This is a genomic window from Streptomyces sp. V4I23 (assembly GCF_030817975.1).
Classification (GTDB): domain Bacteria; phylum Actinomycetota; class Actinomycetes; order Streptomycetales; family Streptomycetaceae; genus Streptomyces.
In genome coordinates this window covers 6,339,270-6,365,215 of record NZ_JAUSZW010000004.1, presented here as the reverse complement: position 1 = coordinate 6,365,215, position 25,946 = coordinate 6,339,270, and the positions used below count along the sequence as shown (strand labels likewise).

The window sequence follows — 25,946 nt, the reverse complement described above, 5'->3', positions numbered from 1 at the left end:
ACGAGCCTAGAACGCCGTCGCGTGGGTGGGGAGATCAATTCGGTCATTGCTCGGTGTGGTCCCACCTGGCCGGAAAGCATCCGGCTGCGGATACCCGCCCCCTGCCGTCGCGGGGGACCGCGGCATCCGCAGCCGGTACGCCTGCCTTACAGGTACTGACCGGTGTTCGCCACCGTGTCGATGGACCGGCCGGTGTCGGCGCCCTGCTTTCCGGTGACGAGGGTGCGGATGAAGACGATCCGCTCGCCCTTCTTTCCGGAGATCCGGGCCCAGTCGTCCGGGTTGGTGGTGTTGGGCAGGTCCTCGTTCTCCTTGAACTCGTCCACGCAGGCCTGGAGCAGGTGGGAGACGCGGATGCCCTTCTGGTTGTGGTCGAGGAAGGCCTTGATGGCCATCTTCTTGGCCCGGTCGACGATGTTCTGGATCATCGCGCCGGAGTTGAAGTCCTTGAAGTAGAGGACTTCCTTGTCGCCGTTGGCATACGTGACCTCGAGGAAGCGGTTCTCCTCGGACTCCGCGTACATCTGCTCCACGACCGACTGGATCATGGCGTGGGCCGCGGCCTCCTTCGATCCGCTGTGCTCGCCGAGGTCGTCGGCGTGCAGCGGGAGCGAGGGGGTCAGGTACTTGGCGAAGATGTCCTTGGCGGCCTCCGCGTCCGGACGCTCGATCTTGATCTTTACATCGAGCCGGCCGGGCCGCAGGATCGCGGGGTCGATCATGTCCTCGCGGTTGGAGGCGCCGATGACGATGACGTTCTCCAGGCCCTCCACACCGTCGATCTCGGCGAGCAGCTGCGGGACGATGGTGTTCTCCACGTCCGAGCTGACGCCCGATCCACGCGTGCGGAAGAGGGACTCCATCTCGTCGAAGAAGACGATGACAGGGGTGCCCTCGCCCGCCTTCTCCCGGGCACGCTGGAAGACGAGGCGGATGTGCCGCTCGGTCTCACCGACGTACTTGTTGAGGAGCTCGGGGCCCTTGATGTTGAGGAAGTAGCTCTTCCCCGCGGGCTGCCCGGTCACCTCGGCGACCTTCTTGGCAAGGGAGTTGGCGACGGCCTTGGCGATGAGCGTCTTGCCGCATCCGGGCGGGCCGTAGAGCAGGATGCCCTTCGGCGGCCGCAGTTCGTGCTCCTTGAAGAGGTCGGGGTAGAGGTACGGCAGCTCGACCGCGTCGCGGATCATCTCGATCTGGCCGCCGAGGCCGCCGATCTTGTCGTAGTCGACGTCCGGGACCTCTTCGAGGACGAGCTCCTCGACCTCGCTCTTCGGGATCACCTCGTAGACGTAGCCCGAGCGCGGCTCGAGCAGCAGCGCGTCGCCGGGGCGGATGGTGGTGTCCAGCAGCGGCTCGGCGAGCCGCACCACCCGCTCCTCGTCGGTGTGCCCGATCACCAGGGCGCGCTCGCCGTCCTCCAGGATCTCCTTGAGGGTGACGATGTCCCCGGCGCGCTCGAATTCCATGGCGTCGACCACGTTGAGCGCCTCGTTGAGCATGACCTCCTGGCCGCGCCGGAGGTCTTCGGCCTCGACGCTGGGGCTCACGTTCACCCGGAGCTTGCGGCCCCCGGTGAAGATGTCGCACGTGCCGTCCTCGTTCGCCTGCAGGAAGACACCGAAGCCGGCCGGCGGCTGCGCGAGCCGGTCGACCTCCTCCTTGAGGGCCACGATCTGGTCGCGGGCCTCACGGAGCGTGTTGGCGAGCCGCTCGTTCTGTGCGGACACGCCGGCCAGGTTGGTCTGCAGCTCGACGATCCGCTCTTCGAGAATCCTCGTATGACGCGGAGAGTCGGCGAGCTTGCGGCGCAGGACGGCGATTTCCTGCTCGAGATAGGCAACCTGGCCGGCTGGGTCTTCAGACCCCCGCCCCGGCCGGATGCCGCGGTTGATGTCGTCGTCGTGGGCTGCCACGGTCCTCACCTCCTCCAAGGGGAGCTGGACGCTTCCTGACCCTACCTGTGTGGGTGGTGATTGAAACCCCTAGATCACAAAGACGGAAGGGGTGTGTCCGATCTTCACCCTTGCGCTCTCCCTCGTGCCAGGGGAATACCCAGCAGATACCCACCCGGCAACATCGGAAAGCGGTCGGTTGTATCGTCGAAGCGTTCAACACCCGTCAGGGCTGGCGCGACTTGTATCACTTACTGCGCCCGACGAAGGAAACGGCAGGAGATATGACCGTGCAGCACGAGGTTCCCACCGACGGTGCCGCCGAGGCTCTCGAGGTCTGGATCGACCAGGACCTCTGCACCGGCGACGGAATCTGTGCGCAGTACGCCCCCGAGGTCTTCGAACTCGACATCGACGGCCTCGCATACGTGAAGTCCGGGGACGACGAACTGCTCCAGGACCCGGGCGCGACAACGCCGGTGCCCCTGCCGCTGCTGAACGACGTCGTCGACTCCGCCAAGGAGTGCCCGGGCGACTGCATTCACGTACGTCGGGTTTCGGACAGGGTAGAGGTCTACGGCCCCGACGCGGAGTGAGTGGTCACATACCGCGCGCTTCCGGCTGGACGGCTCGCACGAACTTCCCGCCCTGCCACCGCCATTCGACGTTCTCCCGCTCGTCGGGGCAGCAGCTGGGCACCTCCGGCGAGGAGTATCCGAGCAGAGTTGCCGTGATCGCTCCGTCACGTACGGCGAGCGAGCCGACGCTGAGTTTCTCTGCCGGCTGAACCAGCGTCGCCACGACGCGTGCCGCGGTCCCGCGGCCGGCCGCGAGGACGTACACGCCGCTGGGCGGGGTGCCCGAACCAGCGTCGCACCGGGCCGCCACCACGGTCTCGGGACCGCCGTCGCCGTCGAGGTCGCCGGTGGCCCGCTTGGTGACGACGCTGTCGACACCGCCGCATTCCAGGGGCATCTCGACGCCCTCCGGATCGGGGGCCGGCGTGGGGGCGGGTGCCGTCACGGTGCGTGATTCCGAGCCCTTCTGGGACGCCGTGGCGGCGTCGGGCTGGACGAAGCCGGCGGCGGCCACGACCGCGGCCATCGCCGTCGCGGTGGCCAGCCAGTGCACCGGGCGGGCGTGGGTGTGCGCGAGGTCCGGGACGGCTGCGGAGTTCTGCACGCGGGGAGTCTCCTGAGAGGCCAGGGCTTGTGGGGGTGGCCAGCATCGTGCCATACGTCACAAGGGACCGGAACAGGGGGGTCCGTAAGCCTCGGGTAAAGAGTCCGCGGTGACAGGCCCCGGGCGCAAAAGGCTCGCCGACGCGGGGTCAATACGACGGCGCCGCCGTCGAGTTCCGGCCAGGGCACGGGAACTCGGCGGCGGCGCCGTCGTGTTGTACGGGTGCGGTCAGCCCTTGTTGGGCCCTTCGTAGTCCTCGCCGTACGCGCCCTTGGCGGGACGGCGGCGGCGCATCGGGGGCTCCACGCCGTCGGCGAGACGGCGGGCTGTGACCAGGAAGCCGGTATGTCCGATCATCCGGTGGTCGGGGCGGACGGCCAGTCCCTCGACGTGCCAGTTGCGGATCATCGATTCCCAGGGCTGCGGCTCGGCGAAGCAGCCGATCTCACGGATGGACTCGACGGTGCGCGCGAGCTGGGTGGTCGTGGCGACGTAGCAGCACAGGATGCCGCCGGGGACGAGCGCCTTGGAAACGGCCTCCAGGCACTCCCAGGGCGCGAGCATGTCCAGGATGACGCGGTCGACGTCGGAGTCGGTGAGGTTGTCCTGGAGGTCGCCGACCGTGAGCTGCCAGGCGGGGGTGCGGGCCGCCGAAGTAGCGCTCCACGTTCTGCTGGGCGATCTCGGCGAAGTCCGCGCGGCGCTCGTAGGAGTGGAGCATGCCGTGGTCGCCGATGGCGCGCAGGAGGAAGCTGCTCAGCGAGCCCGAGCCCACACCGGCCTCCACGACGCGTGCGCCGGGGAAGATGTCGGCGAAGGCCAGGATCTGCCCCGCGTCCTTGGGGTAGACCACGGCGGCGCCGCGGGGCATGGACAGGACGTAGTCGGGGAGCAGGGGGCGCAGCGCGAGGTAGGCGACGTTTCCCGTGGTACGGACAACACTGCCCTCGGGAGCGCCGATCAGCTCGTCGTGCGGGAAGGAACCCTTGTGGGTGTGGAAGTTCTTCCCGGCCTCGAGCGTGAACGTGTAGTGGCGTCCCTTGGGGTCGGTGAGCTGGACCTGGTCCCCGACCTTGAAGGGCCCGCGACGGCGGGCGGCACCGGTCGGTTCGGACATGTGACCAGCCTACCGGGCCCCGGCCCCGCCCCGGACCACGCCCCGGGCGGCACAGACACTCGCCGTCTGCTCTGTTGCAGGTCGACGCACGCCTGAGCGCCCCGGAGGAGAACCGAGCCCCTATGAGGAAGAAGCCGGCCGCGCCATCGCCGCGACGAAGGCGCGTTCGACGTCCGCCGTGGACAGGACGCCGTAGATCTCGCCGGTCTCCTCCACCACCAGGTACTCCGTCGCGGGCGCGGCGCGGAGCCTGTCGAGCAGGGCCTCGCCGGCGAGCTCGGCGGGGACCATCATGTCCTCGGTGAGCTCCTGGGCCAGGCCGCTCACCGCGACCCAGGGGCGGCGGTGCTCGGGGACACCGACGATGGCGGCCTCGCGCACCAGGGCCGTGGGCTCCCCGTGGCCGTCGACGACGACGAGGGCGCGGGCCCCGGCCTCGTTGGCGCGGCGCAGCGCCTCGGAGAGCGGGGTGTCCGACTCGACGGGGACGGCGCGGCGGGTGAGCGCGCGGGCGGCGAGTTCGGGCAGGTGCTCGCGGAGCCGGGCCATGCGCAGGCTGTTGCCGGCGCCGGTCCAGATGATGGCGGCGAGGATCGCAGCGAGCAGCGCGTCGGTGACGGTCTCCATGCCCCCGATGTCCTCGGTGGCGTTGCCGAGGGCACCGGTGTGGGTGAGCAGCGGGAGGCCGATGAGGACGGCGACGGCGAGGGCGCGGCCGACCCAGGCGGCCGCGATGGTGCCGGTCATGGGCTTGCCGCTGATCTTCCAGACGACCGCGCGCAGCATGCGGCCGCCGTCGAGGGGCAGTCCGGGCAGCAGGTTGAACGCGGCGACGATCAGGTTGGAGATCATCAGTCCTGCGAGCAGCACGCCGGGCACGGTGCCGGGCTCGACGGCCGTCATGCCGAGATAGAACAGCCCGGCCAGGACGAGGGAGAGCAGCGGGCCGACGAAGGCGAGGACGAATTCGCGGCCGGGTGTCTCGGTCTCCTTCTCGATCTCGGAGACGCCGCCGAAGAACTGGAGCTGGATGCGCCGCACCGGCAGTTTGAAGCGGAGCGCGGCGACGGTGTGGGCGAGTTCGTGGACGAGGACGGAGGCGTAGAAGGCGACCGCGAAGAACAGCGACACGAGGTAGCGGGCGCCGCCCAGTTCGGGCAGGACGCGGTCCAGTTGACCGCCGAAGATCCACGTGATCAGTGCGGCGACGACGAACCAGCTGGGGGCGACGTACACGGGCACGCCGAAGGGGCGGCCCATGAGAATGCCTCCGCCCGGTTCGCCCGAGCCGCGCTTCCTGCCGCCGCCCGGCGCGGTCTTGCCCGCGTCGGACCGCGGCCGCTCGCGCTCGCCGCTCGTGTCGTCCTCGTTCACGGGGTCCCTTCGTCGCCGAGCCTCTTCGCAAAAGGTGTCGCTCGCTCGATCATGCACGCGCGAGGTCCTGTCGTCGATGGTATGCCGCTCGCTGTCAGTGGCGGGCCGTAGGGTCTGCGTCATGAGTACGAGCCAGCAGCCCGTCGGCGGGCCGTCCGCCGCTGCCGCCGAGCCCGGGTCCGACGCCGAGGCGGACGGTGCGGCGACCGCTGCCGTGGTGCCGAGGCCGGCCGCGGAGCCGATGTCCCTGTCGCCTTCCCGGGCGGGCGACTTCATGCAGTGCCCCCTGCTGTACCGGTTCCGGGTGATCGACCGGCTGCCGGAGAAGCCGAGCGAGGCGGCGACCCGCGGGACGCTGGTGCACGCGGTGCTGGAGCGGCTCTTCGACGATCCGGCCCTCCAGCGCACGGCTCCGCGGGCGAAGGCGATGATTCCCGGCCAGTGGCAGAGGCTGCTGGAGACGAAGCCGGAGCTGGGCGAGCTGTTCGCCGAGGACGCCGGAGGCGAGCGGCTTGCGCGCTGGCTGGGCGAGGCGGAGCAGCTGGTGGAGCGGTGGTTCTCGCTGGAGGACCCGACCCGGCTGGAGCCCGCCGAGCGGGAGATGTTCGTCGAGACGGAGCTGGATTCGGGACTGCGGCTGCGCGGGGTGATCGACCGGGTGGACATCGCGCCGACCGGCGAGGTGCGGATCGTCGACTACAAGACGGGCAAGGCACCCCGCCCCGAGTACAGCGAGGGCGCGCTGTTCCAGATGAAGTTCTACGCGCTGGTGATCTGGCGCCTGAAGAACGTGCTCCCCCGCCGGCTCCAGCTCGTGTACCTGGGCAGCGGTGACGTGCTGACGTACGACCCGGTGATGGCGGACCTGGAGCGGATGGAGCGCAAGCTGCTGGCCCTGTGGGAGGCGATCCGGCAGGCGACGCGGACCGGCGACTGGCGCCCGCGCCCGACCAAGCTGTGCGGCTGGTGCGACCACCAGGAGTTCTGTCCGGAATTCGGGGGCACTCCCCCGGTTTATCCGCTGAGCATTTCCCCGGCCGCGTCGGCCGAGGATGGTCAGGGCAGAATGGGCCCGGTCTAAAGAAGGAGTACCCGTGGCAATCCGCGTCCTACTGGTCGACGACCAGCCGCTGTTGCGCACCGGCTTCAGGATGATCCTGGAGGCTGAGCAGGACATCGCGGTGGTGGGCGAGGCCGGGGACGGCCTCCAGGCCCTCGATCAGGTGCGGGCACTGCAGCCCGATGTGGTGCTGATGGACATCCGGATGCCGCGGATGGACGGTGTCGAGGCGACCCGGCAGATCACGGGCCCGGGCCGGGACGGCCCGGCGAAGGTGCTGGTGCTGACGACGTTCGACCTCGACGAGTACGTGGTGGAGGCGTTGCGCGCCGGCGCCAGCGGCTTCCTCCTGAAGGACGCCCCGGCCAATGAGCTGGTGCAGGCGATCCGGGTGGTCGCGGCCGGCGAGGCGATGCTGGCGCCGAGCATCACCCGGCGGCTCCTCGACAAGTACGCCGATCATCTGCCGTCGGGCGAGGAGCCCGTGCCGGACACGCTGCACACGCTGACCGACCGCGAGGTCGAGGTGCTGAAGCTGGTCGCCCGGGGTTTGTCGAACGCGGAGATCGCCGCGGATCTCTTCGTGAGCGAGACGACCGTGAAGACGCATGTCGGCCATGTGCTCACCAAGCTGGGCCTGCGCGACCGCGTCCAGGCCGCGGTGTACGCCTACGAGAGCGGTCTGGTGCGCCCCGGCGCTCAGTGAGCGCGGGGCACGACGGGCAACGGCCGGTGTCCGTCGGTGGGTTCCACCGACGGACACCGGCCGTTCGCGTCTGCGGGTGCGCCGGTATCAGACGCCGCTGCCCCGGGCCAGCTCCCACAGCTGAAGGTCGGAGCTGGTGTTGAGCGCCCATTCGACACCCGTGATGTCGTCGTGGGCGGCGACGTACTGCTTGCCCTGCCACAGCGGCAGCACGGGCACGTCGTTGGCGACGATCTCCTGGATCTTCTTGAAGGCCGGGGAGGCCGCGGTGCGGTCGGCCTCGCGGCGCGACTGCGGGATGAGGCTGCGCGCCTCTTCGCTCACGTAGGGAGAGTTGAGGAAGTTGCCCTTGTCGAGGAACGGGGCGGTGTAGTTGTCCGGGTCCGGGAAGTCGGGGAACCAGCCGAGGCCGTAGACCGCGTAGTCGCCGCGCTTCTGGGCGGGGCGGAACTTGGCCCACTCGGTGCCCTTGATGGTCACGTCGAAGAGTCCGGTCGCGTTCAGCTGGTCGCGGAGCGTCTCGAACTCCTTGGCCGTGCCCGCGCCGTAGTGGTCGGTGGTGTAGTTCAGCTCCAGCTCGACGGGGGTGTCGATGCCCGCGTCGTTCAGGAGGGCCGCGGCCTTCTTGCGGCTCGGCTCGCCGTACTTGTTGTAGAACGAGTTGGTGTGCGCGGCGATGCTCGACGGGATGAGCGAGTAGAGCGGCTCGGCGGTGGAGCCGTACACCTGGCCTGCGATCTGGCCGCGGTCGATGACGGCCGCCATCGCCTGACGCACGGCCTTGTTCTTCACCGACGGGTCGTTCGTGTTGAAGGCGAGGTAGCGGATCTCCAGGCCGGGGACCTCGGTGAGCGTGATGCCCTCTTTGGGTGCGGTGGAGAGTTCCTTGATCTGCTCGGGGGACATCGCGCGGGTCATCATGTCGATCTCACCGGACTCGAGCGCCTTGCCCATGGCCTCGGCGTCGGGGAACGACCGCAGTTCGACCCGGTCGTTGCGGAGCTTGATGTCGCCCTTGTAGTTGGGGTTCTTGGTGAAGACGACCTTGGAGACGCGGTCCCCATCGGTCTCGCTCTCCATGGTGTACGGGCCGGTGCCCTCGACCTCGAAGCCCTCCCGGAGCTTCTTCCCGTCGTACTGCTTGGGGCTGACGATGGCGGCGACCGGCGTCGAGAGCTTGTACGGGAAGGTGGCGTCGGGCGTGGAGAGATGGAAGATGACCTCGTCGTCGCCCTTGGTCTCGATGGTGTCGATGTTCGACAGGAGGGCGGCGGTGCCGTTGTCGGCGTCGATGTCGAGCACGCGCTGGATGGAGAACTTGACGTCCTCCGCGGTCACCGGGGTGCCGTCGGCGAACTTCAGTCCGCTGCGCAGCTTGCAGCGGTAGCTCTCGCTCGCGGTGTCCGTGAACACGCAGGACTCGGCGGCGTCCGGGACGGGCTCGCCACCGCCGCGCGGCGGGTGCATCAGCGTCTGGACGGTCTGGCGCAGGACGTTCCAGGCGCCGGTGTCGTAGGCGTAGGCCGGGTCGAGCGGCGCGGGAGAGTCGGCGGTGGCGGCGAACTGGTCCGTGGTGCCCACGACGATGGCGTCACCGCCGCCCGACCCGCCGTCCGTGCTGCCGCAGGCGACGAGCACGGGCGCGAGCAGGCCGATCATGGCCAGCGGCACCAAAGTCTTACGGTTCATCCTGGACGTACTCCCTTATCCATCCGGCACTGTGATACAGCGTGTGTGCAAGTCACTCCACCGCTTCCACCCGGTCGGGGCGGCGCGATCGGGCCGGGGATACAGAGCGATCGGTCCTGTGTTTCCGACGGCTTGGTGGCCGGCGGGACACCACGGCGACGCGGTGAAGTTCTCGCGATGAGATTAGTCGGCGGCGCCAGGAAAGCGTGACCGGACCCGAGTTGGGGCGTAATCGCTGAGTGATCATCAACCCCTGGGCAGATGCGGTTCGCGCCTGGAGGATTCATGCGCTCCTCCCGCAAACCGGACAGCCCAAGACGCCCGATCCCGGTCGAACGGGGCATCGGGCGCCGGGCGCGGCCCACTGAGACGGCACACACAGTGACGAACGTCACCATGGGGAACGCACTCTCGATCATCGAACAGTCATCGCAAGAGTCACGGAAAAAGCGTGACCCGCCGCCCCGAGTTTCCCGGGCATTCGAGAAACACGGACAGTACACGCATCAGTGCGGTGAGGTGATCAGCGTGCGCAGGAAAAGCACATCGACTTCTTCGAGCGACTGAACGACGATTCGGCCCGCGGCGGGCGCGATCGGCGCCACCGACGGCACCGCGACGACCCGGCACCCGGCCGCTTCGGCGGCGGCCACCCCGGTCGCCGTGTCCTCGACGACCGCGCATCTCAAGGGGTCGGCGCCCAGCCCCTGGGCGGCCAGCAGGTACGGGTCGGGGTGCGGCTTGGTCCGCGGCACCTCGTCCCCCGCGACGGACAGGGCGAAGTACTGGGGGCCGAGGGAGGCCATGACGCGGTCGATGATGCGGCGGTGGGAGGCGGAGACCAGCGCCGTGGGCACGTTGTGCGCGGCCAGCTCGGCGAGCAGCCGCTCCGCTCCCGGCATCAGGGGCACACCGCGTCCGATCCGGTCCTCGAACTTGTCGTTGAGCAGCACGGTCAGCTCGGCCAGGCTGATGTCCGCACCCGTTGCCTCGATCAGGTAGCCGGCGCTGCGGGTCATGGGACCGCCGACGACGACGTCCCGCCATGTCTCGTCCAGCTGGTGCCCGAGATCCGCGAAGACCTCCACCTCCGCGTCCCACCAGAAGCCCTCGGTGTCGACCAGGGTGCCGTCCATGTCGAGGAAGACGGCCTGGAGCGCCGCCCCATCGGCCGAACGGGTCAGGGACGCGGGGACCGTGCTGGTCATGGGCACACCTCCGGAAGGGACGAGAAGGCCGGCCACCTGACCCTGCGGCTTTCCCGCACGGTCTGGTGACCGGCCTGCACTGGACCGACCAGTGTACGACTCGTCCGATCAGCGTGCGTTGAAATACTTTGCCTCGGGGTGGTGAATCACGATCGCGTCCGTGGACTGCTCCGGATGGAGCTGGAACTCCTCGGACAGCTGCACGCCGATCCGCTCGGGCTGCAGCAGCTCGGCGATCTTGGCGCGGTCCTCCAGATCGGGGCAGGCGCCGTAACCCAGCGAGAACCGGGCGCCGCGGTACTTGAGCGCGAACATGTCCTCGACGTCCGCGGGGTCCTCGCCGCCGAAACCGAGCTCGGCGCGGACGCGCGCGTGCCAGTACTCGGCGAGGGCCTCCGCAAGCTGGACGGACAGCCCGTGCAGTTCGAGGTAGTCGCGGTAGGAGTCGGCCTCGAAGAGCTTCGCGGTCTCCTCACCGATCCTGGACCCGACGGTGACCACCTGGAGGCCGACGACATCGGTCTCGCCGGACTCCTCGGGACGGAAAAAGTCCGCGAGGCACAGCCTGCGGCCACGGCGCTGGCGCGGGAAGGAGAAGCGCGTGCGCTCGGAGCCGTCCTCGTTCAGGAGGATCAGGTCGTCGCCCTTGGACACACAGGGGAAGTAGCCGTAGACGACGGCCGCCTCCAGCATGTTCTGCGTGTGCAGCTGGTCCAGCCAGCCGCGCAGGCGGGGCCGGCCCTCGCTCTCCACCAGCTCCTCGTACGACGGTCCGTCACCGGTGCGGGACTGCTTGAGCCCCCACTGGCCCTTGAAGAGGGCGCCTTCGTCGAGCCAGGAGGCGTACTCCTTGAGCGGGATGCCCTTGACGACGCGAGTGCCCCAGAACGGCGGCTCCGGTACCCGGTTGTCCGTGGCCACGTCGGAGCGGACCGCGCCCTCGGCCGGGGCCGCCTCCTCCACCACGGCGGAGGCGGTGGCGCGCACCCGGCGCTGCTTGAGCTCGGGCAGGACGGCGCCGGGCACACCGCGCTTGACCGCGATGAGGGCGTCCATCAGGCGCAGGCCCTCGAAGGCGTCACGGGCGTAACGCACCTCGCCCTCGTAGATCTCGTGGAGGTCCTGCTCGACGTAGGCGCGGGTGAGGGCGGCGCCGCCGAGGATGACGGGGTAGTCGGCGGCCAGCTTGCGCTGGTTGAGCTCCTCCAGGTTCTCCTTCATGATCACCGTGGACTTGACGAGCAGGCCGGACATGCCGATGACGTCGGCCTTGTGCTCCTTCGCCGCGTCCAGGATCGCGGCGACGGGCTGCTTGATACCCAGGTTGACCACGTTGTAGCCGTTGTTGGACAGGATGATGTCGACGAGGTTCTTGCCGATGTCGTGCACGTCGCCGCGGACGGTGGCCAGGACGATGGTGCCCTTGCCCTCGTCGTCCGTCTTCTCCATGTGCGGTTCCAGGTAGGCGACCGCGGTCTTCATCACCTCGGCCGACTGGAGCACGAACGGCAGCTGCATCTGGCCCGAGCCGAACAGCTCGCCGACGACCTTCATGCCGTCGAGCAGCGTGTCGTTGACGATGTCCAGGGCGGGCCGGTCCCGCAGCGCCTCGTCGAGGTCGGCCTCGAGGCCGTTCTTCTCGCCGTCGATGATGCGCCGCTTGAGGCGCTCCTCCAGCGGCAGGGCGAGCAGTTCCTCCGCCTTGCCGGCCTTCATCGACTTGGTGTTGACGCCCTCGAACAGCGCCATCAGCTTCTGCAGCGGGTCGTAGCCCTCGGCGCGCCGGTCGTAGATCAGGTCGAGCGCCGTGCTGACCTGCTCCTCGTCGAAGCGCGCGATCGGCAGGATCTTGGAGGCGTGGACGATCGCCGAGTCCAGGCCGGCCTTCACGCACTCGTCGAGGAAGACGGAGTTGAGCAGGATGCGGGCGGCCGGGTTGAGGCCGAAGGAGATGTTCGACAGACCGAGGGTGGTCTGCACGTCCGGGTGACGCCTCTTCAGCTCCCGGATCGCCTCGATGGTGTTGACGCCGTCCTTGCGGGACTCCTCCTGGCCCGTACAGATCGTGAACGTCAGCGTGTCGATGAGGATGTCCGACTCGTGGATGCCCCAGTTGCCGGTGAGGTCGTCGATGAGCCGCTCCGCGACCGCCACCTTGTGCTCGACGCTACGGGCCTGGCCCTCCTCGTCGATCGTCAGCGCGATCAGCGCGGCACCGTGCTCCTGGGCCAGGCGCGTGACCTTCGCGAAGCGGGACTCGGGCCCGTCGCCGTCCTCGTAGTTCACCGAGTTGATGACGGCCCGGCCGCCCAGCTTCTCCAGGCCGGCGCGGATGACCTCGACCTCGGTCGAGTCCAGCACGATCGGCAGCGTCGACGCGGTGGCGAACCGGCCGGCCAGCTCCTCCATGTCCGCCACGCCGTCACGGCCGACGTAGTCGACGCACAGGTCGAGCATGTGGGCGCCCTCGCGGATCTGGTCGCGGGCCATCTCCACACAGTCGTCCCAGCGGCCCTCCAGCATGGCCTCGCGGAACTTCTTCGAGCCGTTGGCGTTCGTCCGCTCACCGATCGCCATGTAGGCGGTGTCCTGCCGGAACGGCACCGTCTGGTACAGCGACGCGGCGCCCGGCTCCGGGCGCGGCTCGCGGACCGCCGGCCGGATGCCGCGCACCCGCTCGACGACCTGACGCAGGTGCTCCGGCGTCGTACCGCAGCAGCCACCGACGAGCGAGAGGCCGTACTCGCGGACGAACGTCTCCTGCGCGTCGGCGAGCTCGGGCGCCGTCAGCGGGTAGTGGGCGCCGTCCTTGCCGAGGACCGGGAGGCCGGCGTTCGGCATGCAGGACAGCGGGACACGGGAGTGGCGGGCGAGATACCGCAGGTGCTCGCTCATCTCGGCCGGGCCGGTGGCGCAGTTCAGACCGATCATGTCGATGCCCAGCGGCTCCAGCGCGGTCAGGGCCGCGCCGATCTCCGAGCCGAGCAGCATCGTGCCGGTCGTCTCGACCGTCACGGAGCAGATCACGGGCAGGCTGGAGCCGGTCGCGTCCAGCGCGCGGCGCGCGCCGAGGATGGCGGCCTTCGTCTGGAGCAGGTCCTGGGTCGTCTCGACGAGCAGCGCGTCGGCGCCACCGGCGATCATGCCCTCGGCGTTCTGCTGATAGGCGTCGCGCAGGGCCGTGTACGGGGCGTGGCCCAGCGTCGGCAGCTTGGTGCCCGGGCCCATGGAGCCCAGCACCCAGCGCTGCTGCCCGGTCGAGGCCGTGTATGCGTCGGCGACCTCGCGGGCGAGGCGGGCGCCTGCCTCGGACAGTTCGAAGACGCGCTCGGGGATGTCGTACTCGCCGAGCGCCGCGAGGTTCGCGCCGAACGTGTTCGTCTCGACACAGTCGACGCCGACCTCGAAGTAGGCCTCGTGGACGGAACGGACGATGTCGGGGCGCGTGACGTTCAGGACCTCGTTGCAGCCCTCGAGGTTCTCGAAGTCCTCGAGACTGGGGTCCTGGGCCTGGAGCATCGTGCCCATCGCGCCGTCGGCCACCACCACCCGGGTGGCGAGCGCTTCGCGCAGTGCGTCGATTCGAGTCCGGCTGTCAGCGGAAGGGGTCGGCGACGAGGCCATGGAATGTGCTCCCTGGGATGCGACGGCTGTCGGCTTTGCGTCTTCCGGTGGAAGGCGCACGCAGCCAGAGTAGCCGTGCGCCTCCTTCCTGCGGGGAGGTGTCCCACGAGGCGGACGGAACGGTGCCGTGCGGGGTTTCCGTGGGTAGCTCGACCGGGGGATACTCACTCCGCGATGACCAAGGTCGGCATGGGCCGATAGTGTTCAGCATTGTCGAACCACTACCAAGATCGTCGAACCGCAGTGAGAAGGGCCGATCCGATGGCGAAGAACATTCAGTCCCTGGAGCGTGCGGCCGCGATGCTGCGGCTGCTCGCCGGCGGAGAACGTCGGCTGGGACTGTCGGACATCGCCTCCTCACTGGAACTGGCCAAGGGTACGGCCCATGGCATTCTGCGCACCCTCCAGGCCGAGGGGTTCGTCGAACAGGACACCGCGTCCGGCCGCTACCAGCTGGGGGCCGAGCTCCTGCGGCTCGGCAACAGCTATCTGGACGTGCACGAGCTGCGGGCCCGCGCCCTCGTGTGGACCGACGACCTCGCGCGCTCCAGCGGCGAGAGCGTGCATCTCGGCGTCCTGCACCAGCACGGCGTGCTCATCGTCCACCACGTCTTCCGGCCGGACGACAGCCGGCAGGTCCTCGAGGTGGGGGCCATGCAGCCGCTGCACTCCACGGCCCTGGGCAAGGTGCTGGCGGCGTACGACCCCGTGGCGCACAGCGAGGCGCTCGAGGTCGACCGCAAGGCGTTCACCCCGCGGACGGTGACCGGGCTCGACGAGTTCGAGACCGTGCTGGACCACACCAGGGCGCGCGGCTGGGCGGCCGACGTGGAGGAGACGTGGGAGGGCGTGGCGGCTGTCGCCGCCCCCATCCACGACCGGCGGCGCATGCCCGTGGGCGCCGTGGCCATCACGGGCGCCGTGGAGCGCGTCTGCGACGGCACCAGGGAGCTGCGGTCCGAGCTGGTGGCGGCGGTGCGCGACTGCGCGCGGGCCGTATCGAGGGACCTCGGCGCCGGGCGGTTCTGATCGCCTTGGCGCATCATCGGTAACGATCCGGTTTTCGCCGGACACAACCCTTGACGTCGTGTTTACCAGGGGGCAAAACTGCCGTTCACCGGTCGGCAATGTCGAACAGCTAACGGCAATACGCGCTAGAGTGTGGCAACGCCAGACCGGGAGAACGCCCTCTGCTGAGGGCGCGGACCACCGGAGGGACCCGGGGTTCGCCTTCCCCTGGACGAAGGACAAAGGAGTCGCGGGTGTCCAACTCCGACATCTTCATCGGCGAGATCATCGGTACCGCCGTTCTCATCCTGCTCGGCGGCGGCGTCGTCGCCGCTGTCGTACTCAAGCGCTCGAAGGCGCAGAACGCCGGCTGGCTGGCCATCACCTTCGGGTGGGGCTTCGCGGTCCTGACCGCGGTCTACATGACGGGAGCCCTTTCGGGGGCCCACCTCAACCCGGCCGTCACCGTCGGCATCGCGATCAAGGACAACGACTGGGGCACCGTCCCCGTCTACCTCGCCGGCCAGCTGCTCGGCGCCATGATCGGCGCGGCGCTGGTCTGGATCGCCTACTACGGACAGTTCCACGCCCATCTCACCGACCCCGAGATCGTGGGCGACCCGGCCGACAAGGCGATCGAGGGCCCGCACGAGGAGGGCAGCGGCAAGGCCGGCCCGGTGCTCGGCGTCTTCTCCACCGGCCCGGAGATCCGCAATGTCTGGCAGAACCTCGCCACCGAGATCATCGGCACGGCAGTGCTGGTCCTCGCGGTGCTCACGCAGGGTCTGAACGACAGCGGCAAGGGCCTCGGCCCGCTCGGCGGACTGATGGTCGCCCTCGTCGTCGTCGGCATCGGTCTCTCCCTCGGCGGCCCCACCGGCTACGCCATCAACCCCGCCCGCGACCTGGGTCCGCGCATCGTGCACGCGCTGCTCCCGCTGCCGAACAAGGGCGGCTCCGACTGGAGCTACGCCTGGATCCCCGTCGTCGGTCCGCTGATCGGTGCGGCCGTCGGTGCGGGTATCTACAACATCGCGTTCGCCTGAGCCGTATCAGCAGCACGAGCCGTATTCATGACAGACATGAGCAGGAGCACCCCGTGACCGACGCACACACCACCGGGCCGTTCATCGCGGCCATCGACCAGGGCACCACCTCCAGCCGCTGCATCGTCTTCGACAAGGACGGCCGGATCGTCTCCGTCGACCAGAAGGAGCACGAGCAGATCTTCCCGAAGCCGGGCTGGGTCGAGCACGACGCCGCCGAGATCTGGACGAACGTCCAGGAGGTCGTGGCGGGCGCCATCGGGAAGGCCGGCATCACCTCCGCGGACGTCAAGGCCATCGGTATCACCAACCAGCGCGAGACGACGCTGCTGTGGGACAAGAACACCGGTGAGCCCGTCCACAACGCCATCGTCTGGCAGGACACCCGCACCGACGCGCTCTGCAAGGAGCTCGGCCGCAATGTGGGCCAGGACCGCTTCCGCCGTGAGACGGGCCTGCCGCTCGCCTCGTACTTCGCCGGCCCCAAGGCGCGCTGGCTGCTCGACAACGTCGAGGGCCTGCGTGAGCGCGCCGAGCGCGGCGAGATCCTCTTCGGCACCATGGACTCCTGGGTCATCTGGAACCTGACCGGTGGAGTCGACGGCGGCGTCCACGTCACCGACGTCACCAACGCCTCCCGCACCATGCTGATGAACCTGCACACCATGGAGTGGGACGACAAGATCCTCCAGTCCATGGAGGTGCCCGCGGCGATCCTGCCGGAGATCCGTTCCTCCGCCGAGGTGTACGGGCTGGCCAAGGGCGGCGCGCTGGACGGCATCCCGGTGGCCTCCGCGCTCGGCGACCAGCAGGCGGCCCTGTTCGGCCAGACCTGCTACTCGAAGGGCGAGGCCAAGTCCACGTACGGCACCGGCACCTTCATGCTGATGAACACCGGTGACGAGCCCGTCAACTCCTACAACGGCCTGCTGACCACCGTCGGCTACCGCATCGGCGACCAGAAGGCGGTCTACGCCCTGGAGGGCTCGATCGCCGTCACCGGTTCGCTGGTGCAGTGGATGCGCGACCAGATGGGCCTGATCAACTCGGCCGCCGAGATCGAGACCCTCGCCTCCTCGGTCGAGGACAACGGCGGCGCCTACTTCGTCCCGGCCTTCTCCGGCCTCTTCGCCCCGTACTGGCGCTCCGACGCCCGCGGTGTGATCGCCGGACTGACCCGGTACGTCACCAAGGCGCACATCGCGCGCGCCGTTCTCGAGGCCACCGCCTGGCAGACCCGCGAGATCACCGACGCCATGACGAAGGACTCCGGCGTCGAGCTGACCGCGCTCAAGGTCGACGGCGGCATGACCTCCAACAACCTGCTGATGCAGACGCTCTCGGACTTCCTGGACGCGCCGGTCGTGCGTCCGATGGTCGCCGAGACCACCTGCCTCGGCGCTGCCTACGCCGCCGGCCTGGCCGTCGGCTTCTGGCCGGACACCGACGCGCTGCGCGCCAACTGGCGCCGGGCCGCCGAGTGGACCCCGCGCATGGACGCTGACAAGCGTGATGCCGAGTACAAGAACTGGCTCAAGGCCGTGGAGCGGACCATGGGCTGGCTCGACGAGGAAAACTGACGAGGAGCAATGATGACCACCCTGCAGAGCGTCCCCGACCACGGGACGCGCCCGGCCTCCGGCTCGACGGTGTCCTCCTTCAAGGCAGCGAGCCGCGCCGAGACCCGGGAGCAGCTCTCCACGGCGACGTACGACCTCCTGGTGATCGGCGGCGGCATCCTGGGCATCTCCACCGCCTGGCATGCCGCGCAGTCCGGGCTGCGGGTGGCCCTGGTGGACGCCGGCGACTTCGCCGGCGCCACCTCCTCCGCCTCCTCCAAGCTCCTCCACGGCGGTCTGCGCTACCTGCAGACCGGCGCGGTGAAGCTGGTCGCGGAGAACCACTTCGAGCGGCGTGCCGTCTCCCGCCAGGTGGCGCCGCACCTGGCCAACCCGCTCACGTTCTACCTGCCGGTCTACAAGGGCGGCCCGCACGGTGCGGCGAAGCTCGGCGCGGGCGTGTTCGCCTACTCCGCGCTCTCCGCCTTCGGCGACGGCGTCGGTCACCTGCTCAGCCCGGCGAAGGCCGCGGCCGACGTACCCGAGCTGCGCACCGACAACCTGAAGGCCGTCGCGGTCTACGGCGACGACCAGATGAACGACGCGCGCATGGCCCTGATGACCGTCCGCGCGACCGTCGAGGCCGGTGCGACCGTCCTCAACCACGCCGAGGTCACCGGCCTGCGCTTCACCCGCGGCCGGGTCACCGGCGCCGAGCTCAAGGACCGCACCGACGGCACCGAGTTCGGTGTCGACGCCCGCCTCGTGCTCAACGCCACCGGTCCGTGGGTGGACCACCTGCGCCGCATGGAGGACCCGGAGGCGGCCCCCTCCATCCGCCTGTCGAAGGGCGCGCACCTCGTCCTCAAGCGCACCTCTCCCTGGAAGGCGGCGCTCGCGACCCCGATCGACAAGTACCGCATCACGTTCGCCCTGCCCTGGGAGGACATGCTGCTGCTCGGTACGACGGACGAGGAGTACGAGGGCGACCCGGGGGACGTCGCGGTCAACGAGAAGGACATCACGCAGATCCTGGACGAGGCCGCGTTCTCGATCCGCGACCAGCAGCTGTCGCGCGATCTGATCACGTACTCCTTCGCGGGTCTGCGCGTCCTGCCCGGCGGCCCCGGCGACACGTCCAAGGCCAAGCGGGAGACCGTCGTCACCGAGGGCCGCGGCGGCATGCTGTCGGTGGCCGGCGGCAAGTGGACGACCTTCCGCCACATCGGCCGCACGGTGATGCACAAGCTGGCGACGCTCCCGGGCCGGCCGCTCGCGGAGGACATGGAGCCGATCGCCCAGCTGCCGAAGAAGCTGCCGCTGCCGGGCATCGCCAACCCGAACGCGGTCGCGCACCGCCTGCTCGTCGACGGCGGCACGCCGGGCCCGCGCATGGCGGCCGACACCGCCCGCCACCTCGCGACCCACTACGGCTCCCTGTCCTTCGACATAGCCCGTCTGGCGAGCGAGGACCCGGCGCTGGCCGAGCGCGTCCACCCCGACGCGCCGGAGATCTGGGCGCAGGTCGTGTACGCGCGTGACCACGAGTGGGCCGAGACGGCGGACGACGTGCTGCGCCGCCGTACGACCCTGACGATCCGGGGTCTCGCGACGGACGAGATCCGCGGAAAGGTCGAGGACCTGCTCGGCAAGAAGTAGGAACCGGTACGAGAGGGGCGGCACACCGCGGGTGTGCCGCCCCTCTCGTCATGCGTTGAGCTCCTCCAGCGTCCTGCCCTTCGTCTCGACGGCGAGCAGGGCGACGACGGCGCCCACCGCCGCCACCGCCGCGAACTGCGCGAACACCATGGCCAGGCTGCCGCCCGCGCCGAGGATCGCGCCCAGGGCGACCGGCCCGAGGATGACGCCGAGCCGGTTGCACAGGCCGCCGAACGCGGCGCCCTTGGCACGGTTGCGGGTCGGGTAGAGCTCGGGCGAGTACAGGTAGAGCCCGGAGTTGACCGTGTAGAGGAAGAAGGTCGTGCCGGAGGCGAGGAGAGCGACCTGGAGGCCGGAGGTCGCACCGGCCAGAGCCAGCATGCCGAGGGTGACCGCGGTGCCGCCGAGTGCGGTCACGAGGGCGGGTCTGCGGCCCACCCGGTCGATCACCAGCGCGACGACGAGCGTGCCGAGCAGTCCGGTGACGTTGCCGAGCAGGGTGTAGCCGAGCGCGGTGCTCAGGTCGAGGCCGAAGTTCTTGGTGTAGAGGGACGGCAGCCAGGTGGAGATGCCGTGGTTGACGTAGTAGGCGACGAACCAGAGCGCGGAGACGACCGCCGTACGGCGCAGGTAGCGGCCCGAGAACAGTTCCCGCAGCCGGCCCCGCGACGTGTCCTCCTCCGACCGTACGGACGGCGCCGGGGCGGGCAGTGGCCCCCGCGTGGCCTCGGCGACCTCCGCCTCGATGCGCGCGATGACCTGCTCGGCCTCCTGCGTACGGCCGCGGGCCAGCAGCCAGCGCGGGGACTCGGCCACGTGGCGCGGGAGCAGGGCGGCGAACAGGACGGGTACGGCGCCGATGACGAACATCGCCCGCCAGCCGAGGGTGGGGACCACCCACACGGCGACGAGGCTGGCCGCCGCCAGGCCGGCCGGGAAGATCATCTCGTAGAGGAGTACCAGGCGGCCGCGGTTGTCGGAGCGTGCGATCTCGTTGATGTAGGTGGCGGCGACGGGGACGACGCCGCCGATACCGATGCCCTGGATCAGGCGGAAGAGGGAGAATGCCTCGATCCCGTCGGAGAGCGCCACGGCGAGCGAGGCGAGGCCCGTCACGGCGACGCCGAGGGCGACCGTGCGCACGCGGCCGATGCGGTCGCCGAGCCAGCCGGCCGCGAGAGCGCCGAAGAGCATGCCGATCGACGCCGCCGTCAGGGCGAGGGTGGCCCCTGCCGTCGTCAGGTTCCACTCCTTCCGCAGGACGGGGAGCGCGGAGGCGGCCAGCAGCTGGTCGAACGCCTCGAAGAAGGTGACGGCACCGATCAGGAAACGGACCTTGACGTGCCAGCGGGAGTGAGGAAGCCGCTCGAGTCGCGCGGCTATCGAGTAATGGACAGGCGGGTTGGCCACAGTCGTCATGAGGGTTCCTCCCGCGGACGGGGATCTGCGGAAACGGGCAGACAGCAGACTGCGTCAACTTACGCCACGTCCCCGGGGACGTGGCGTACGCGAGGGAAGGCCGTGACCGTGGGCGGCCGCAGGCGGCATAATCATCGATACATCGGATGTATGGAGGTCGCCCGTGGCTGTCACCGACGAGGCCATCGAGAAGATCAAGGGGATGATCGTCTCCGGCGCACTGCGCCCGGGCGACCGGCTCCCCAAGGAGAGCGAACTGGCCGCGGAGCTGGGCCTGTCGCGGAACTCGCTGCGGGAGGCGGTGCGGGCGCTGTCCCTGATCCGCATCCTCGATGTGCGGCAGGGCGACGGCACGTATGTGACGAGCCTGGACCCGCAGTTGCTCCTGGAGGCGCTGAGCTTCGTCGTCGACTTCCACCGGGACGACACGGTGCTGGAGTTCCTGGCGGTACGCAGGATCCTGGAACCGGCGGCCACGGCGATGGCGGCGACGCGGATCAGCGAGTCCGAACTGGCGGCGCTGGGCGAGCAGTTGGATGCGCTGGGGGCACAGCCGTCGGTGGAGGAACTGGTCGCGGCGGACCTGGAGTTCCACCGCGGCATCGTGCAGTCCTCGGGGAACTCGGTGCTGTGCTCCCTGCTCGACGGCCTCTCCGGCCCGACGACCCGGGCGCGCATCTGGCGCGGCCTGACCCAGGAGGACGCGGTGAGCCGCACGCTCCACGAACACCGCGCGATCCTGGCGGCCCTGCGGGACCGCGACGCGGAGGCGGCGCGGTCGTGGGCGACGGTGCATGTGGCGAGCGTGGAGCAGTGGCTGCGGTCGACTTTGTGACGGTTCCCCACCCCCTTCCCGAACCGGGGCTCCGCCCCGGCCCCCGTGGCCCTGCGCCCTGGCGGGCGCGGGCGCTCGGGGCTCCGCCCCGGCCCGTACCGCGCTTCGCGCGGTGTCCTGGAACTCCCTACGGCATGGCGGCCGTGGGGAGGCGCCCCCGGACGGGCTGGGATCGCCGCTGCGCGGCAGCCCAGCCGTCGGCGGACACTTCCCGTCCCGGACCTCGGGACCTCGACGGGGCGCCGGGCACAGGCAACGCCGCCGGCGTTCAAGGGGCTGGAACCCGACGAGCACTCCCGGCACGGACAGCCCTGTCCGCGTCTCACACGCGGAACCCGGGGCTGGAACCCGACGACTACCCCAGGCGCACACAGCCCCGCCCGCGCCCGGCGCGGAGCCCGATGGGGCGCCGGGCACCAGACAGCCCCGCCCGCGTCCGAGGCCTGGGGGCGGGGCTGGAACCCGACGAGTACCCCCGGCACATCCAGCCCGTCCGCGTCCGGCCCGAGCTGGGGGCGGAGCTCGGGACGGAGGCCGGGCCGAGCCCCGATGGGGGGCCAGGCACAGGCAGCCACACACGCGTCCGAGGCCCGGGGGCGGGGCTGGAACCCGACGAGTACCCCCGGCACATCCAGCCCGTCCGCGTCCGGCCCGAGCTCGGGACGGAGGCCGGCCCGAGCCCCGATGGAGGGCCAGGCACAGGCAGCCACGCGCGCGTCCCAGGCCGCGGGGCTCGGGGGAGCCACGACGGAGGCGGGGGCCGAGATCCGACGGGGCGCCCCCGTCGGCGTCCCAGGCCGCGGAGCTCGGGGCGAGGCCCGAGACGGGACGGGGGCCGAGCCCCGACAGGGCGACTGGCACAGGCAGTCCCCGTCCGTGCCCGGCGCGGAGTCCGGGGCGGAGCCCGACGAGTATGCCGCGCACATCCAGCCCCGCCGGCGGTTGAGGCGCGGGGGTCCGGGGGCGGAGCCCCCGGTTACCGACGTCAGTCCTGGCGTTCGCCGCTCGCGAAGCGGGAGATCACCAGGGCCACGATGATGATCGCTCCGTTCAGGAACTGGTTCCACAGCGCCGGCACCCCGCCCAGCGTCATCACGTTCACCACCAGCTGCAGCGTCAGCACACCCGTCAGCGCCCCGAACAGCGTCCCCCGCCCGCCCTTCAGGCTGATCCCGCCGATCACCGCCGCCGCGAAGACCTGGAAGATCCAGCCGTTGCCCTGTGTCGCCGCCACCGAGCCGTAGTGGCCCGTGTACAGCACACCGGCGAACGCCGCCAGCAGGCCGCCGACCGCCAGCACGATCCAGGTGATGCGGTCCACGCGGATGCCCGCCGCCCGTGCCGCCTCCGGGTTGCCGCCGATCGCGTACAGCGCGCGCCCGTGGCGCAGGTACGCCAGTGCCGCCCCGCCCGCCGCGAAAAGCACCAGGCAGATCCACACCGCGGCCGGCGCACCGAACCAGTCCGTCTTGCCGAGGTAGCGGAACGACTCCGGCACGTCCGTGATCGACTTGCCCTCGGTGATGCCGATGTGCAGGCCACGCAGCATCGTCAGCATCCCGAGCGTCGCGATGAAGCCGTTCACCCGCAGCTTCAGCATCAGGAAGCCGTTGGCCACGCCGATCGCCGTCCCGACCAGCAGGCAGACGGGGATGGCCGTCCAGACCGGCAGCAGTTCGAGGCCCGCGAACCGGCCGCCCCCGACCGGCAGGACGAGCCACATCGCGACGACGGGCGCGATCCCGATCGTCGACTCCAGCGACAGGTCCATCCGTCCGCAGATCAGGATGAGCGCCTGGCCCAGCACGAGCAGGCTCAGCTCCGAGGACTGCTGGACCACGCTGATGAGGTTGCCGGCGGTCAGGAACACCGGCGAGACGATGAAACCGATCACCATCAGCACCAGGATCACCGGCACGAGCGAGAAGTCGCTCCAGCGGATCAGCCGCAGTGTCCCTCGTGCGCCGCCGCCGGCTGCGGTGGCCGGCTCGTCGCCTGTCAGCGGCCGTATCGTCCCTGTCATCGCTGCTCTCCCACGCCTTCCATCGCCGCCACCAGCTCTCCGTCCGTCCACCCGCTGCCGAACGTCGCCACGACCCGCCCGTGGAACAGCGCGAGCACCCGGTCGCACACCCGCAGGTCGTCCAGCTCGTCCGAGATGATCACGGCCGCGCGCCCTTCGTCGGCCACCTTCCGTACGACGCCGAGAAGCGCGTCCTTGGACTTCACGTCGACGCCCGCGGTGGGGCGCACCGCCACGAGCGCGCTGGGATCTCGGGCCAGCGCACGGGCGACGACGACCTTCTGCTGGTTGCCGCCGGACAGCCCGGACACCGGTTGCGAGGGTCCCTGCGTCTTGATGTCCAGCGCGCTGATCATGGCGTCGGCGAACTCCCGGGTCCGCGAGGGCAGGACGGTCCCCCAGGGGCCGAGCTGGTCGGTCACGGTGAGCGTGGCGTTCTCGGCGACGCTGCGCCCGGGCACCAGGCCCTGGATGTGCCGGTCCTCGGGGATGTAGCCGATCCCGGCGTCCAGGGCGTGCGGCACGCTGCCGGTTCTCACCGGCCTGCCGCGTACGGTGAGACGGCCCGTGGTCGCCTTGCGCAGCCCGGCCAGCGTCTCCCCGAGCGCGGTGTTGCCGCTGGCGGCGGCGCCCGCGATGCCGAGCACCTCACCCGCCCGCACCTCGATGTCGACGGGTTCGAACGCACCCTCCAGGCCGAGCCCTTCCGTGCGCAGCACCGTCTCGGCCTCGCGCAGCGCGCCGACGGGCGCGTGCCAGGCGGAGGCGCTGCTCGTGGCGTCGCCGGTCATCGCCGAGACCAGGTCCGCCTTGGGCAGGTCGGCGACGGGCGCCGTGACGACATGGCGGGCGTCACGGTAGACGGTGACAGTGGCGCACAGGTCGTAGACCTCCTGAAGGTGGTGCGAGATGAACAGGAAGGCGACGCCCTGGTCCTGCAGCTCCCGCAGCTTGCCGAACAGGCGCTGGATGCCCGCGGCGTCGAGCTGGGCGGTGGGTTCGTCGAGGATGATCAGCCGGGCGCCGAAGGAGAGGGCCCGGGCGATCTCGACGAACTGCCGCTGCTCGACGCCGATGTCCTTCGCCCGCGCCCCGGGATCGACGTCCACCCCGTACGCGCCCAGCAGTTCGGACGCGCGCTGCCGCAGCCGCCGCCAGCCGATGAAGCGGCTGCCTTCCTCGAACCGGTTCAGGAACAGGTTCTCGGCGACGGTCAGGTCCGGGACGACCATCGACTTCTGGTAGACGCAGGCGACCTTGGACTGCCACGCCGCCGTGTCGCCGAAGGGGGGCGCGGGTTCGCCGTCGAAGGTCACCGTGCCCGCGTCCGGCCGGTGCAGGCCCGTAAGGACGCTGACGAGCGTCGACTTGCCCGCGCCGTTGCGCCCGACGAGCGCGTGGGACTCGCCGGGGGCCACGGTGAGGCGGACGCCGTCGAGCGCGACGGTGGGGCCGAAGCGTTTGACGATGCCTTGCGCGTGAACTGCCGCTGCTGCGGGCGCCGTTCGCATGGTCACTTCTCCAGCTGGTTGGCCCACAGTTCGGGGTTGTCCACGTTCTCCCTGGTCACCAGCGGTGCGGGGAGCTGGTCCTCGAAGCCGTTCGGGAGCTTGACGATCACGGAGTCGTGGTCGGTGGGACCTTCCTTGAACGTCTTCCCTTCGAGCGCCGCCTTGGCGTAGTACAGCGCGTACTTGGCGTACAGGTCGGCCGGCTGCGAGACCGTCGCGTCGATCTTCCCGGCACGGATGGCGTCCAGCTCCTCGGGGATGCCGTCGTTGGAGATGATCGTGATGTGGCCCGGCTGCCCCGGCGCCTTGAGGAGCTTCTTCTGCTCCAGCAGGGCGAGGGTCGGCTGCAGGAAGACGCCGCCGGCCTGCATGTAGATGCCGTTGATGTCGGGGTGGGCGGCGAGGGTGGACTGGAGCTTGGCCGAGGCCACGTCGCCCTTCCACTCGGTGGCGAGCTCGAAGACCCGGATGCCGGGGTAGTTCTTGTCCATGCAGGACTTGAACGCCTCGGAGCGGTCGCGGCCGTTGATCGAGGACAGGTCGCCCTGGAACTCGACGACCTTGCCCTTCCCCTTCAGCTGGTCGCCGAGGTACTCGCAGGCCTTCTCGCCGTACGCCCGGTTGTCCGCGCGCACCACCATGTAGACGCTGCCCTTGTCGGGGCGGGTGTCGACGCTGACGACCGGGATCTTCTTCTCCTCCAGCGTGTCCAGGGTCTCGGCTATCGCGCCGGTGTCCTGCGGGGCCATGACGACGGCCTTGGCTCCCTGGTCGGTGAAGACCTGCACGTTGGAGACGAGCTTTCCGATGTCGTTCTGGGAGTTGGTCAGGGACAGCGCGTCGACCTCCCCGCCCTTGACGCCCTTCTCGATGTAGCTCTGGTAGGAGTTCCAGAAGTCGCTGTCGCTGCGCGGCAGGTCGATGCCCACCTTGCCGGCGCCGGATGCGCTGTCCGTGCCCCGGTTGCAGCCGGCCAGGGCCGTGACGGCCAGAAGCACGGCGCAGGCCGCGGCACTCGTCGTACGCACTCTCAT

At 70.0% G+C, this 25,946-nt stretch carries 18 protein-coding genes and 1 pseudogene; 8 read left to right on the top strand and 11 right to left on the bottom strand.

Features of this window, described 5'->3' with window-relative positions:
* Positions 1-146 precede the first annotated feature (146 nt).
* Entirely contained in the window at positions 147-1,913 is a 1,767-nt protein-coding gene (arc, locus tag QFZ82_RS31200) for a proteasome ATPase (protein WP_307716314.1), read from the bottom strand.
* Positions 1,914-2,176: 263 nt separating this feature from the next.
* Here arc and QFZ82_RS31195 point away from each other — a divergent pair, with 263 nt between their 5' ends.
* A complete protein-coding gene (locus QFZ82_RS31195) occupies positions 2,177-2,488 on the top strand; it encodes a ferredoxin (protein ID WP_177151015.1) in 312 nt (103 codons plus the stop codon).
* Positions 2,489-2,492: 4 nt separating this feature from the next.
* On the opposite strand, the gene QFZ82_RS31190 is transcribed toward QFZ82_RS31195, so the two are convergent.
* From QFZ82_RS31190 to QFZ82_RS31180, 3 genes and pseudogenes are all read right to left on the bottom strand, one after another.
* Complete coding sequence (locus QFZ82_RS31190; protein ID WP_307716313.1) at positions 2,493-3,074, bottom strand: hypothetical protein; 582 nt, start codon at positions 3,072-3,074, stop codon at positions 2,493-2,495.
* A gap of 228 nt (positions 3,075-3,302) precedes the next feature.
* A pseudogene (locus QFZ82_RS31185) lies at positions 3,303-4,191 on the bottom strand (tRNA (adenine-N1)-methyltransferase).
* Positions 4,192-4,311: 120 nt separating this feature from the next.
* Positions 4,312-5,565: a site-2 protease family protein gene (locus tag QFZ82_RS31180; RefSeq protein WP_307716312.1), complete on the bottom strand. Its 1,254-nt coding sequence runs from the start codon at positions 5,563-5,565 to the stop codon at positions 4,312-4,314.
* A gap of 121 nt (positions 5,566-5,686) precedes the next feature.
* On the opposite strand from QFZ82_RS31180, the gene QFZ82_RS31175 reads away from it, so the two are divergent.
* Entirely contained in the window at positions 5,687-6,646 is a 960-nt protein-coding gene (locus QFZ82_RS31175) for a RecB family exonuclease (RefSeq protein ID WP_373429352.1), read from the top strand.
* Positions 6,647-6,659: 13 nt separating this feature from the next.
* A complete protein-coding gene (locus QFZ82_RS31170) occupies positions 6,660-7,331 on the top strand; it encodes a response regulator transcription factor (RefSeq protein WP_177151020.1) in 672 nt (223 codons plus the stop codon).
* A gap of 87 nt (positions 7,332-7,418) precedes the next feature.
* On the opposite strand, the gene QFZ82_RS31165 is transcribed toward QFZ82_RS31170, so the two are convergent.
* The 3 genes from QFZ82_RS31165 to metH form a co-directional block, all read right to left on the bottom strand.
* Positions 7,419-9,020 (bottom strand): ABC transporter substrate-binding protein, encoded by a 1,602-nt coding sequence (locus QFZ82_RS31165; RefSeq protein WP_307716310.1) that lies wholly within the window; start codon positions 9,018-9,020, stop codon positions 7,419-7,421.
* A gap of 506 nt (positions 9,021-9,526) precedes the next feature.
* Positions 9,527-10,228, bottom strand: coding sequence for an HAD family phosphatase (locus QFZ82_RS31160; protein ID WP_307716309.1), 702 nt, complete (start codon positions 10,226-10,228; stop codon positions 9,527-9,529).
* A gap of 108 nt (positions 10,229-10,336) precedes the next feature.
* Positions 10,337-13,852: a methionine synthase gene (metH, locus tag QFZ82_RS31155; RefSeq protein ID WP_307716308.1), complete on the bottom strand. Its 3,516-nt coding sequence runs from the start codon at positions 13,850-13,852 to the stop codon at positions 10,337-10,339.
* Between the two features lie 261 nt (positions 13,853-14,113).
* Between metH and QFZ82_RS31150 the strand changes: the two genes are divergently transcribed.
* From QFZ82_RS31150 to QFZ82_RS31135, 4 genes are all read left to right on the top strand, one after another.
* Positions 14,114-14,881: an IclR family transcriptional regulator gene (locus tag QFZ82_RS31150; protein ID WP_307716307.1), complete on the top strand. Its 768-nt coding sequence runs from the start codon at positions 14,114-14,116 to the stop codon at positions 14,879-14,881.
* A gap of 233 nt (positions 14,882-15,114) precedes the next feature.
* The gene (locus QFZ82_RS31145; RefSeq protein WP_307716306.1) at positions 15,115-15,906 is read left to right on the top strand and encodes an MIP/aquaporin family protein; all 792 of its coding nucleotides are present in this window, start codon (positions 15,115-15,117) and stop codon (positions 15,904-15,906) included.
* A 53-nt stretch (positions 15,907-15,959) separates the two neighbouring features.
* Entirely contained in the window at positions 15,960-17,486 is a 1,527-nt protein-coding gene (glpK, locus tag QFZ82_RS31140) for a glycerol kinase GlpK (RefSeq protein WP_307716305.1), read from the top strand.
* A 12-nt stretch (positions 17,487-17,498) separates the two neighbouring features.
* A complete protein-coding gene (locus QFZ82_RS31135; RefSeq protein ID WP_307717901.1) occupies positions 17,499-19,124 on the top strand; it encodes a glycerol-3-phosphate dehydrogenase/oxidase in 1,626 nt (541 codons plus the stop codon).
* A gap of 48 nt (positions 19,125-19,172) precedes the next feature.
* Here the strand turns inward: QFZ82_RS31135 and QFZ82_RS31130 are convergent, their stop codons facing one another.
* Positions 19,173-20,543, bottom strand: coding sequence for an MFS transporter (locus QFZ82_RS31130; protein WP_307716304.1), 1,371 nt, complete (start codon positions 20,541-20,543; stop codon positions 19,173-19,175).
* Positions 20,544-20,706: 163 nt separating this feature from the next.
* Between QFZ82_RS31130 and QFZ82_RS31125 the strand changes: the two genes are divergently transcribed.
* Positions 20,707-21,378: a FadR/GntR family transcriptional regulator gene (locus tag QFZ82_RS31125; protein WP_307716303.1), complete on the top strand. Its 672-nt coding sequence runs from the start codon at positions 20,707-20,709 to the stop codon at positions 21,376-21,378.
* A gap of 985 nt (positions 21,379-22,363) precedes the next feature.
* Here the strand turns inward: QFZ82_RS31125 and QFZ82_RS31120 are convergent.
* The 3 genes from QFZ82_RS31120 to QFZ82_RS31110 are packed head-to-tail and all read right to left on the bottom strand — an operon-like array spanning position 22,364 to position 25,946.
* Entirely contained in the window at positions 22,364-23,401 is a 1,038-nt protein-coding gene (locus QFZ82_RS31120) for an ABC transporter permease (protein WP_307716302.1), read from the bottom strand.
* Positions 23,398-24,912 (bottom strand): sugar ABC transporter ATP-binding protein, encoded by a 1,515-nt coding sequence (locus QFZ82_RS31115; protein ID WP_307716301.1) that lies wholly within the window; start codon positions 24,910-24,912, stop codon positions 23,398-23,400. The genes QFZ82_RS31120 and QFZ82_RS31115 overlap by 4 nt, the downstream gene beginning before the upstream one ends.
* 2 nt (positions 24,913-24,914) lie before the next feature.
* Complete coding sequence (locus QFZ82_RS31110) at positions 24,915-25,946, bottom strand: sugar ABC transporter substrate-binding protein (RefSeq protein ID WP_307716300.1); 1,032 nt, start codon at positions 25,944-25,946, stop codon at positions 24,915-24,917.

Excerpts from the sequence above, each read along its gene's own strand:
- QFZ82_RS31120 (WP_307716302.1), bottom strand. The coding sequence starts at position 23,401 with ATGACAGGGACGATACGGCCGCTGACAGGCGACGAGCCGGCCACCGCA.
- QFZ82_RS31130 (WP_307716304.1), bottom strand. The coding sequence starts at position 20,543 with ATGACGACTGTGGCCAACCCGCCTGTCCATTACTCGATAGCCGCGCGA.
- QFZ82_RS31195 (WP_177151015.1), top strand. The coding sequence starts at position 2,177 with ATGACCGTGCAGCACGAGGTTCCCACCGACGGTGCCGCCGAGGCTCTC.
- QFZ82_RS31115 (WP_307716301.1), bottom strand. The coding sequence starts at position 24,912 with ATGCGAACGGCGCCCGCAGCAGCGGCAGTTCACGCGCAAGGCATCGTC.
- QFZ82_RS31160 (WP_307716309.1), bottom strand. The coding sequence starts at position 10,228 with ATGACCAGCACGGTCCCCGCGTCCCTGACCCGTTCGGCCGATGGGGCG.
- QFZ82_RS31110 (WP_307716300.1), bottom strand. The coding sequence starts at position 25,946 with ATGAGAGTGCGTACGACGAGTGCCGCGGCCTGCGCCGTGCTTCTGGCC.
- QFZ82_RS31175 (WP_373429352.1), top strand. The coding sequence starts at position 5,687 with ATGAGTACGAGCCAGCAGCCCGTCGGCGGGCCGTCCGCCGCTGCCGCC.
- metH (WP_307716308.1), bottom strand. The coding sequence starts at position 13,852 with ATGGCCTCGTCGCCGACCCCTTCCGCTGACAGCCGGACTCGAATCGAC.
- QFZ82_RS31150 (WP_307716307.1), top strand. The coding sequence starts at position 14,114 with ATGGCGAAGAACATTCAGTCCCTGGAGCGTGCGGCCGCGATGCTGCGG.
- QFZ82_RS31165 (WP_307716310.1), bottom strand. The coding sequence starts at position 9,020 with ATGAACCGTAAGACTTTGGTGCCGCTGGCCATGATCGGCCTGCTCGCG.
- QFZ82_RS31135 (WP_307717901.1), top strand. The coding sequence starts at position 17,499 with ATGACCACCCTGCAGAGCGTCCCCGACCACGGGACGCGCCCGGCCTCC.